At 58.3% G+C, this 10,397-nt stretch carries 8 protein-coding genes; 5 read left to right on the top strand and 3 right to left on the bottom strand.

What is annotated here, in order from left to right; genetic code table 11:
* Window positions 1–106 precede the first annotated feature (106 nt).
* Together ABEA08_RS14615 and ABEA08_RS14610 are read left to right on the top strand one after the other, a co-directional pair.
* The gene (locus ABEA08_RS14615; RefSeq protein ID WP_345336081.1) at window positions 107–2,230 is read left to right on the top strand and encodes a TonB-dependent siderophore receptor; all 2,124 of its coding nucleotides are present in this window, start codon (window positions 107–109) and stop codon (window positions 2,228–2,230) included.
* A gap of 150 nt (window positions 2,231–2,380) precedes the next feature.
* Complete coding sequence (locus tag ABEA08_RS14610) at window positions 2,381–3,730, top strand: ferredoxin reductase family protein (protein WP_345336080.1); 1,350 nt, start codon at window positions 2,381–2,383, stop codon at window positions 3,728–3,730.
* Between the two features lie 35 nt (window positions 3,731–3,765).
* Here the strand turns inward: ABEA08_RS14610 and ABEA08_RS14605 are convergent, their stop codons facing one another.
* The gene (locus tag ABEA08_RS14605; protein WP_345336125.1) at window positions 3,766–4,515 is read right to left on the bottom strand and encodes an MBL fold metallo-hydrolase; all 750 of its coding nucleotides are present in this window, start codon (window positions 4,513–4,515) and stop codon (window positions 3,766–3,768) included.
* Between the two features lie 160 nt (window positions 4,516–4,675).
* Between ABEA08_RS14605 and ABEA08_RS14600 the strand changes: the two genes are divergently transcribed.
* Window positions 4,676–5,506 carry a DUF7281 domain-containing protein gene (locus ABEA08_RS14600; RefSeq protein WP_345336079.1) on the top strand — a complete coding sequence of 277 codons (831 nt, stop codon included), beginning with the start codon at window positions 4,676–4,678 and terminating at the stop codon, window positions 5,504–5,506.
* 127 nt (window positions 5,507–5,633) lie between these two features.
* Here ABEA08_RS14600 and ABEA08_RS14595 read toward each other — a convergent pair whose 3' ends face one another.
* On the bottom strand, window positions 5,634–6,524 hold the full coding sequence (locus tag ABEA08_RS14595; RefSeq protein ID WP_345336078.1) for a LysR family transcriptional regulator: 891 nt from the start codon (window positions 6,522–6,524) through the stop codon (window positions 5,634–5,636).
* A 135-nt stretch (window positions 6,525–6,659) separates the two neighbouring features.
* Between ABEA08_RS14595 and ABEA08_RS14590 the strand changes: the two genes are divergently transcribed.
* Complete coding sequence (locus ABEA08_RS14590; protein WP_345336077.1) at window positions 6,660–8,000, top strand: amidohydrolase; 1,341 nt, start codon at window positions 6,660–6,662, stop codon at window positions 7,998–8,000.
* A 103-nt stretch (window positions 8,001–8,103) separates the two neighbouring features.
* On the opposite strand, the gene ABEA08_RS14585 is transcribed toward ABEA08_RS14590, so the two are convergent.
* The gene (locus tag ABEA08_RS14585) at window positions 8,104–8,880 is read right to left on the bottom strand and encodes a methyltransferase domain-containing protein (protein WP_345336076.1); all 777 of its coding nucleotides are present in this window, start codon (window positions 8,878–8,880) and stop codon (window positions 8,104–8,106) included.
* A gap of 171 nt (window positions 8,881–9,051) precedes the next feature.
* Here ABEA08_RS14585 and ABEA08_RS14580 point away from each other — a divergent pair, with 171 nt between their 5' ends.
* On the top strand, window positions 9,052–10,242 hold the full coding sequence (locus tag ABEA08_RS14580; protein ID WP_345336075.1) for a class I SAM-dependent methyltransferase: 1,191 nt from the start codon (window positions 9,052–9,054) through the stop codon (window positions 10,240–10,242).
* Window positions 10,243–10,397: the final 155 nt, after the last annotated feature.

The raw sequence follows: 10,397 nt of genomic DNA, 5'->3' as shown, positions 1-10,397 counted from the left end.
ATCCCGGTCACAAGGTCACCACCCCAAGTTGTAATGAGAACAATTCCGATTACCATGCGGCCTATTGCAAGTAATTATCATTCGCGATCTACCCGTCGGAGCTCCCATGTCCCCTCGCACCCTCCCCCTTGTCATTGCTGCACTGCTGAGCCCCACGGTGCTCGCCCAAGAGATCTTGGCCAACGTCGAAACCATCAAGGTACGAGGGCTCGCCTTTAACGATTACAAAAACGATTCCGCGAGTGGTGCTTTGCGCGGAGACATTCCTCTGCTGAGCACGCCACAGTCCGTCACCGTGATCCCAGAGATCGTGATCGACGAGCAACTGGCCACCACCTTAGGTGAGGTATTGGGTAACGATGCCTCAGTGACCGCGGGCTCAAAGAAGTGGAACCGGGAGGTGTTTAACCTGCGCGGATTCGAGCTGGCCTCCGGCAATGGTTACCTGCGTAACGGTCATCAGCATTGGTCCCATTATGTGCAACCCATGGAAACACTGGAGCGGATCGAAGTCCTCAAAGGCCCCTCCTCCATGCTGTACGGTCAATCCGCCCCCGGCGGCCTGATCAACATGGTCAGCAAAAAGCCAACCCACGAACGCTTTGCCGAGTTGGCGTTTGATGTTGATGGCGAAGGCGGGACCCGCTACCAATTGGACGCGGGTGGTCGCATCGACGACGAAGGCCACGTTCGTTATCGTGGTGTGTTGGTCAAGCAAGACAGTGTCTACTCACGTACCTTCCAAAATGGCGAGCAAAATGAACGGGACCGTCTGCTCGGCTACCTCAATCTTGAGGCCGATCTGGGCGGCTATGGCATGTTGTCCGCACACTATGATCGGACCCAGGATAAAGCCGGGATCGATCGCGGTGCTTGGCTGGACGGCGAAGGCCAGGTGATCGGCGAGCGCGACATGATCTGGGACATGCCTTGGTCCTTTACCGATAACGACATCGAAAACTATGGCGCCGACTTACATCTGTATCTGAGCACCGACTGGGATCTGAAACTGGGCTACAACCAGCAAGACTTCTACCGCCAGCGCTTCGACTCCTCACCGAACTACGAACGTTACGATGCCGACAGCCAAAGCTATCAGTACCGCGCCTTCGATCGCGAAGACGACTGGCAGTTCACCACCTACTACGTGGATCTGACCGGTCACTTCACCACGGGGGCGATCAGCCATCAGCTGTTGGTTGGCGCCAATGCACTGCGTTACTTCTACCAAACTCGACGCGATCAAGGCTCTTGGACCACTCAGACGATCGGGACGAGCACGCCGATCATGCCGGATCTGGACTTCAATCGAGTGACTAAGGGCACGCCGACCGAGTACGACTACTATGGCCTCTACCTGCAGGATCTGATCACCCTCAATGATCAATGGCAGGTGTTGATCGGCGGTCGCTTCGACCGGATGAGTCAAGATATCGAGGGCGGTAACAGCCAATCCTTCCTGCCTCGGGCCGGTTTGATCTTCCATCCGATGGCTGATGCCAGCCTCTATCTCAACTACTCCGAGAGTTTTGAGCCCAACTCCTCCGTCACCGACGAGGATGATGCCAATTACGGCCTGCTGCTGGATCCCACCATCGCCCGCGCCTGGGAATTGGGCGGCAAATGGGATCTGAACGAAGGCCGTCTGCTGCTGTCCGGCGCCCTGTTCGATATCGAGATGACCGATATGGTGATGACTCGCAGCTTGCCTGGCGTGGGCGACGATGAGACCGATCAGATCACCCGTCAGGGCGGCAAGCAGCGCCATCGCGGGGTAGAGCTTTCCGCTCAGGGTCAGGTGACCGAGCACTGGTTCGTGATGGGCTCCATGATGTATCTGGACGCCGAATACATCGAGCACGATGAGTATCAAGATCTGACCCCCATCGACGCACCAGAGTGGACCGCCTCCCTCTGGTCCCGCTATCAACTCAATGACGCCGCCGCCCTGAACCTGGGACTCACGTACGAGGGCGAGCGCTTTGCCAACCTAGGCGAAGTGGTGCAAAACGGACAGGTGATCGCCGGTGCCAATGGCATCGTCAAGGACGCCTATGTGCGACTCGACGCCGGCGCATCCTACCGTACCGCTCTGGGCAGCCATGAAATCAACCTGCGACTCAATGTGGAGAACTTGCTGGATACCGATTACATCGGGGGCGGCAGCTACAGTGACGTGAGCCTAGGCGAAGGACGTATGCTGCGTCTTGCCACCACCATCAGCTTGTAATAACTAACATCAATACAAATAGATACAGCTTAATATACGGTTGACACACTGCGCATTGAGGGGCGGGTTACCCTGTCCCCACTGCGTACTGGATGGCGCGCTGATCGTGACTCGACGCGCCGGTGTCTCCTTTGCCATGAGATCAAAACAATGCGTCCAATCCGCTCTATCCTGCTGGCCCTGCTCACCACCCTGACCCTACTTTGGCTCCTCTCGATGGATCTGAGCGGGCTCAAACCCAGCTATTTTTCGATCCGCTACTTTGTCGTCCAATACTCCGGTGTCCTGCTGATGGGGATCATGAGTGTCGCCATGGTGCTGGCCCTGCGCCTACCCGCCATTGAGCGCATCACCGGCGGGCTCGACAAGGCCTATCGGCTGCACAAATGGCTGGGGATCGCCACCTTGGTCGTCGGCGCCCTGCACTGGTACTGGGCCAAAGGCACCAAGTACTTGGTTCGCTCAGGCATCCTAGAACGGCCGCAGCGGGGCGCCCGACCTGAACTGGACCCCGCCAGCATCGAAGCGCTGCTGCGCTCGCAAAAGAAGCTGGCCGAGATCGCCGGTGAATGGGCCTTTTACCTGTTGCTCGGCCTATTGGTGTTGTCCCTGCTCAAACGGGTCCGCTACAGCCTATTCCGCTACAGCCACAAACTGATCGCCGCCACCTACCTGATCTTCGTCTTCCACTCGGTGGTGCTGCTGCGCTTCGATCAATGGCTGACGCCCAACGGTATTGCGCTGGCGTTATTGATGACGCTTGGAAGCGTGGCCGCCGTCGTTAGCCTGTTCGATCGGATCGGCCGCCGTCGCCGAGTCCATGGCCAGATCACCCAGGCTGAGATCGAGCCCGATCCCTCCGTTATCCGCCTGACAGTCGACACCCATGGCCGCTGGCCAGGCCACCGTGATGGCCAGTTCGCCTATCTGGGTTTCAAAGGGGAGTCACCACACCCTTACACCCTGTCCGCCAGCGACCGCGGCGACGGTAAGATCAGCTTTAGCATTAAGGCACTGGGCGATCATACCACGGAGCTATTGCAGCAAACCCAAGCCGGCACGCTGACTGGCCAGTGCGTCACCGTCGAAGGCCCCTACGGCCAATTTGGCTTTGACCACAGTGCCAGCGAGCAGATCTGGATCGCCGGTGGTATCGGCCTCGCCGCGTTTACCGCCCGACTCGATGCGCTGGCGCACCAGCCCGCAGCACAGAAACAGCCAGCGCGGATCACCCTGTTCTATTGCACCCGCGCGGCCAGTCCGGAAAGCATCGCCCAATTGGAAAGTCTGGCGCAGCAGGCCGGGATCCAACTGAAGGTGATCGATTCGGCAAAGCGTGATCGATTGGACGTGCAGGATCTCGACGCCGTCGTCACCGATTGGCAGGACACCGCAGTGTGGTTCTGCGGCCCGACCCATTTCGGCCTGACCCTAAAAGCGGCGGTTCGCAAACACAATGCACGCATCGACTTTCATCGCGAACTGTTTGAGATGCGTTAGCCAGCGTGGACGTCCTTCGTTGACGTCCTTTCGACTCAGCTGCCGGTCCATACCCGCTGGAATCGTGCCTTAACCGCGCGCCAGTGGGTTTGTGGACAGCGCGGCGCCTTCGACTGCAGATATTGATAATCCGCCTCAGTTAGCTGCACCTCACCGCCGTGCGCCAACAGGACATGACGTGGCTGCAATGCGCCGATCCGCTCAACTGAGCGCCGATAGCGATTGGGATGAAACACCGGAAACGGCGGAATGAAACGCCCCTTCACCTTGACCATCAGATCGGCCACGTACACCCGGCCACTGTCCGGGTGCCACACAGAGATATCCCGATCCGTGTGGCCCTGAGTCGACAGCGCCTGCCACTGCGAAAAACCGGGGAGCGGCTGGCCATCGGCAAGATAGTGATCCGCCTTTAAGATGGCGGGATACCAAAGCCGACGGTGGGCTCGCTTGAGTCGATGGGCTACCCAGCGGGCCAGCAGCAGATCCGTCAAGTGCATCAACCGCCCCTCGAGCCCGTCATACCAATGCCCGCCCGCTTCACCGGTGGCGATCCCGCAGCCGGTCAGCTGGCGCAAGCGAGTGGCTGCCCCGGCGTGGTCAGGATGCATGTGGGTCACCACCACCAACGTGAGATCACCGATCGGCCGACCAAGCTCCGTGTTGATAAAACGCAACACGGTGCCCACGTCCGAGCGGCAACCACCGTCCAGCAACAACAGGCCATGGTCGTACTCAACCAGATAGAGGCTTTGGATATACCCTTCGATCACATGTAACTGCATCGCCTTGATGGCTCCCCGCATGGCACGCTCAATTCAAACGACAGTATGAATTGAGTTTGCGAGCTGGCGCAACCGGCGACATTAATTTGCGCTCTTCAATCGCCGGTGAGATCCGCTACAGTGGGCCTAGCCGACGACATAACCCGGAGCGCACGACAGGATGAACCGGCAACAACTCAACGCATTAGACAAGTTACTGCGGGATCGCAGCGGCAGCGCAAAACTCAACAAAGCCCTACTGCAGTTGCATCAACACTATGAGTTTGGCCGGATCGATCCGATCCGAAAATGCCTCACCTATCGCCCAGAGGAGCTCGCCCGGCTCGAAGCGGAGTGGCGCCATGCGCTGCAGACCATCGAGCTACGCCAACTGTCCGATCAACTGAAACAGACCGATCGCGCCGGGGCTGCCCGGCTCACCAGCCATGAGAAACTCGCCCGTGACGATCCCGGTGAGCACTTGGTTCAACTCACCTGGGGCAATGGACGACTCCAAGGCAAGGCTCAGCCACTGCCTGAGAGCGCCACATTGCAACTGGATTGGCGCCGCCTGCCCGCTTTCGATCGGATCATCCTGGTGGAGAACTGGGATACCTTTTTGCAGCTCGAGCGTTATTCTCTGCCGCCGGAGCTGACCGTCTTGCCAGCGCTCTACCGCGGCCACGATCGCCAGGCGCGCAACCTTAAGCGTTATCTGATGGCCCATGACCATTGTCAGGTGATGCTGTTTGCTGATCTCGACGCCAAGGGCCTACTGTTGGCTCAGGAATTTGGCGCTTGTGGCTTCATTGCGCCGAATGCTGCATGCTGGTCACAGGCCATCAATGCCTCTGCTAGCTGGGACAAACAGCGCAACCTGCACGCCCAGCTAAATGCGCTCCCGAACGGACCATTGCATGCCCTTTGGCAGCAACTGCAAGCCGAGCAACTGGCCATCATGCAGCAGCAATGGGCCGCCCACGATCTGCCGTTGATCTGCCATCCACTCTAGATCGCCAATCCTGGATCGGCGCCACGGTTGTAGATAGCCAGAGGTCTTGGGCGTTGTCGCATTGTCTTAGCCCAATAAGCTCGGACACCGCTTTAGGTGCTCACATGCTCCGGATACTCGAGTCCGCTCAGCTTAGCTGTTCGAGCGCGACGGACTTAATGACGTCGATGGCCGTCGCGACTTCCGGGTAGCGCTCGCCGGTTAAGCTGTAATAGAGGCAGATCCTCTCCTGATAGGACTGCAGCAACTCAGCCGGCTTCAGCTCTTTGAGCCGACCTTGCGCCACCCAGTTGTGGGCCGTATTGCGCGGCAGGATCCCCCAGCCGCCAGCGTGGATCATGGCCATCTGCGTGGTGCAGTCACCAACGAAATGGCACTGATCCGACAGTTGGAACGCGCCAAGCCCCCCACCCCGCCCGCTCCAGATCAGGTACTGGGTCAGCGAGCGCAGTTCATTGACGGTGATCTCGCTTGTCGCAGCCAACGGATGCTCTGGGCAGATATAGGCGCCAAATGCCAAAGCCCCCAGATTGATGGCAAGGATCTCCGTCACCGTCATGTTCTTGTTTTCGGCTGCCATTAACGCGATATGGGCCGAACCAGCCACCAGGTGTTGATACGCCACCTCCCGCGTTTCCGCGCGCCAACAGAGGGTTAATGTCGGACAGCGCTCGATCAGTTGCCGCTCAATGGCCACTAGGATCTCAGCGGGAATGGCGGGATCATGCAGCAAGGTAAGCTCGGTCAGCTGCGTATCCCACAAAGACTCCGCCATCCGCTGGAAGTCCCGCGCCTGCTTGCTCAAGTGCAGTGCCCTAGGATAGAGCAGATCGGCTATCGACGTCGGCTCCACCCGCTTGCCTACCACGGTAAACAACGGCCGACCGACGATGTCCTCGAGCGCCCCGATGTGCTCGCGCACCGTGCTGCGCTCTTTGCCTAAGGCGCGCCCAGCCGCGCTGTAAGAGCGCATTTGATAGACCTGACGAAAACTGTGGATCTGCTCAAGGGTGATCATCAACCAGCCAGCAATGTAGGGGATTTCCTTACATTATGAGCATGTATGTCTTAATTATCCAATGTAACTTGTTGTTTAAGCGGGCCATCGTTATGCCTGTCCGTGAATTCACCTAAACCTTAAATTGGAGTTTCAATGACGATTTCCCTGCGGGCCCAACGCCGTTTCTGTGCTTTGATGATGGCGGCCACGTTCTGTGCTCCCACCCTAGCCAGCGACCACTACCTTGGCCTTATCAACGCCGACACCCCACACCTGCAAGCGGTGTATAAAGATATCCATGCCAATCCCGAGTTGGGATTTATGGAGCACCGAACCGCCGGGATCGTCGCCGCTGAATTAGAGCAGTTAGGTTTTGAAGTCAAAACCGGCATTGGCGGCACCGGCGTAGTGGGGATCCTACGCAACGGCGAGGGGCCAACCCTGATGTACCGCGCCGATATGGACGCCAATGCCGTCGAGGAGGTGACGGGCCTGCCCTACGCCAGCAACGTCAAGGTGACCAATCTGGACGGCGTCGAAACCCATGTGTCACACATGTGTGGCCACGACGCCCACACCACCTGGTTGATCGGGCTGGCGCGCACCATTGCCGCGCAGAAAGAGGCTTGGTCCGGTACTCTGGTGCTGGTGGCCCAGCCTGCCGAAGAGCCGATCGAAGGGGCGATCGCCATGGTCAATGATGGCCTCTATACCACCCATGCTGTGCCCAAGCCGGATTACTTCCTGGCCATGCACACCATCCCGTTCCCTACCGGCACCGTGGTGGCTTCCCCCGGCCGGATCAGCACAGGTTCAGAACACCTCGACATCACCTTCCATGGCGTGGGGGGTCATGGCTCGACCCCACAAGAAACCAAAGATCCGGTGTTAATGGCTGGGCAGGCGATCACGCAGCTGCAAACCGTGGTCTCGCGCTTTACCGATCCCGCTGAAACCGCCGTACTCACCATCGGCGCGGTCAACGCCGGGGTGGACAACAATGTGATCCCCACTGAAGCCACATTGAAGCTAAAACTGCACTTCTCCACCACCGAAGTGCATCAGGTGATGGTGGAGGGGATCAAGCGGATCTCAGACAGCATCGCCGTTGCCAATCGCGTAGATGAAGACAAGATGCCAACCTATAGCCACAAGGGATATGCCATCGCGGTGGTCAATGACGAAGCGTTGACGCACAGCATTCAACAGCAACTGCGCGACGCTCCCTTTGTCGATAAGGTGGTTCCACAGTTCTCCATGGCCGGCTCCGAGGATGCCACGACCTTGGTTGAAAACGTCCCCGGGGTAAAGATCGCCTACATTAATATCGGTACCGCCGCACCAGAACTGTTCGATGCTGCGCGGGCCCGCGGCGAGTTCGTGCCGTTTGTCCCGCACAACGGTGATTATCAGGTGGATCTCAACGCGATCAAAAAGGGCACCAAGATCACCACCCATCTGGTGCTCGATCTGCTCAGTCCGAACAAATTGTGATCCCACACTCACCCCAAAACCCGTTGCCCTGCCCGCTCCGGCCAGGGCAACGACGGATCGCCTCGTGCGATCCGTCACTCGGGCGCAACAACGCCCTGATTGGCTAGACGGGCTTACGCACCAGCAGATGGGTATAGCGGCCGATCTCGCGATACAGGGGCTTGTCGCAGTATTCCAACTCCAACTCAATCAACCGCGCCAAATCGGTCTGCTGCTGAGATTTGTCGCGCAGGTAATCGTGAATACACCGCACCCCACACTGATGCTCCACCGTCAAACCGAGCTCGTTTAGCCAGCGGATCACATCCTCATTGCGCTGCGGGTTTTGCGGCACCATCCGCACCCGACGGGTCTTCTTGGCGGTCATCGCCTCACCCAGGTTATCAAAGTTGCCCGCCACCAGATTGTGCATCTCGGCGCCTTGGTAGTTAAAGAAGGCCAAAGACAGATATCCCCCCGGCTTAATGTGCTGCGCCAGCACCGCCACCACAGCCTTGGGATCGACACACCACTCCAGCACCGCATGGCACAGCACCGCCTCAAATTGGCCCAGCTGATGTGACATCAGATCTTGGATCGGCCCCTGCAGGAAGCGGAAACGGTCCGACACGCCCTGCTCGCCGGCGCGCTGCGCCGCCATCGCCAACATCTCATCGGACAGATCGGTCAATACCACCGGATGCCCGGCCAGGGCGATCCGCATCGCCATCTGTCCTTGGCCGCCACCGGCATCCAAGATCCGGCAGCCTGCAGGCAACGCCGGCAGCAACCGAGTTTCCAGTTGATGCCACAACACCGCTTCGCGGACTTTCCCCTTGCTGGTGCCATAGATGTTGTTGGCGAATTTGGCGGCGCGGCCATCAAAACTGGTGTCTTTCACTAAAATCTCTCACATGAATTGAACCGGCGTATTGTGCCACAAAGACCATAATGAAAGTCGAGTAACCAAACGGGTTGTTTGTCGGTGCTTTTCACTGCGGATGGCTTGCCTGACATCGGCATGACGCCTACAATCCGGCCTCATTTATTTTCTCCCTTTGGATCCGAAGCCATGACCGCCAAAGTAATTCTGAAAAAAGCCCGAGATAAATCCCTGCTGCGCCGCCACCCTTGGGTGTTTTCCAATGGCGTCGCCGACGTGCAGGGCAAACCGGGCCTGGGCGATACCGTTGAGGTATACGCCAGTGACAACCGCTGGCTGGGTCGTGGCGCCTACTCGCCGGAATCCCAGATCCGCGTGCGGATCTGGACCTTTGACAAAGACGAAGCGATCGATCAAGCCTTCTTCACCCGTAAGCTGGCCCGGGCACAAGCTGGCCGTGACGATCTGATCGCCCGTGACGGCTTGACCGGCTACCGCTTAGTGGCCGGTGAGTCCGATGGCCTGCCCGGGATCACCATCGATCGCTTCGCCGACGTACTGGTGTGCCAACTGCTCAGCGCCGGTGCCGATACCCATCGCGAGCCACTGCTCGAAGCGCTGAAGGCCCAATACCCGCAATGTGCTATCTACGAGCGCAGCGATGTCGACGTCCGGAAAAAAGAGGGACTGAAACCGGTCAAAGGCTTGCTGCATGGCGAATTGCCAGCGCAACCGATGCCGTTTGAGGAAAATGGCCTGAAGCTGCTGGTCGATATTGAGCATGGACACAAAACCGGGGCCTATATTGACCAACGTGATAACCGTCTGGCCGCCAGCCGCTATGTCAAAGACAAGAGAGTCCTGAACTGCTTCAGCTACACCGGGGGTTTTGGCACCTACGCACTCAAAGCCGGTGCCAGCGAGGTGATCAACGCTGACGTGTCCAAGCCGGCACTGGCGCTTGCCCAGCAGACGGCCGAGCTCAACGGTCTGGACACCGCACGCTTGACCAACCTGGATGCCGATGTCTTCAAGCTGCTGCGCAAGTACCGGGATGAAGGCGAGCAGTTTGACGTGATCGTGCTGGATCCACCTAAATTTGCGGACAATAAGGCGCAGCTTCCCGGAGCCTGTCGCGGCTACAAAGACATCAATATGGTGGCAATGAAATGCCTGAAACCCGGCGGGATCCTGCTGACCTACTCCTGCTCCGGGCTGATGGAAGCCGCTCTGTTTCAGAAGATCGTCGCGGACGCCGCGCTGGATGCGGGCCGAGATGCCCAGATCATCGAAAAACTAACCCAGGCGGCAGATCACCCCATCGGCTCCGCCTACCCAGAAGGCTTTTACCTTAAGGGCCTAGCCTTACGCGTTTGGTAGATCAGAACTCGATTAAATACCGCCATTTGGCGTAATGCCGATCATTTAAGGATCGTTTGACCGATCTTTTGATGATGTCAGAATCCGAGTTCTCATTCAGGAACTCGGATTTTTTATGCTTCTCAGTCAAGCTCTCGATACCCTCCATAGCTTCT

The sequence above is a fragment of the Ferrimonas pelagia genome, from assembly GCF_039543565.1.
Classification (GTDB): domain Bacteria; phylum Pseudomonadota; class Gammaproteobacteria; order Enterobacterales; family Shewanellaceae; genus Ferrimonas; species Ferrimonas pelagia.
This window is presented reverse-complemented; position numbering and strand designations above follow the sequence as displayed.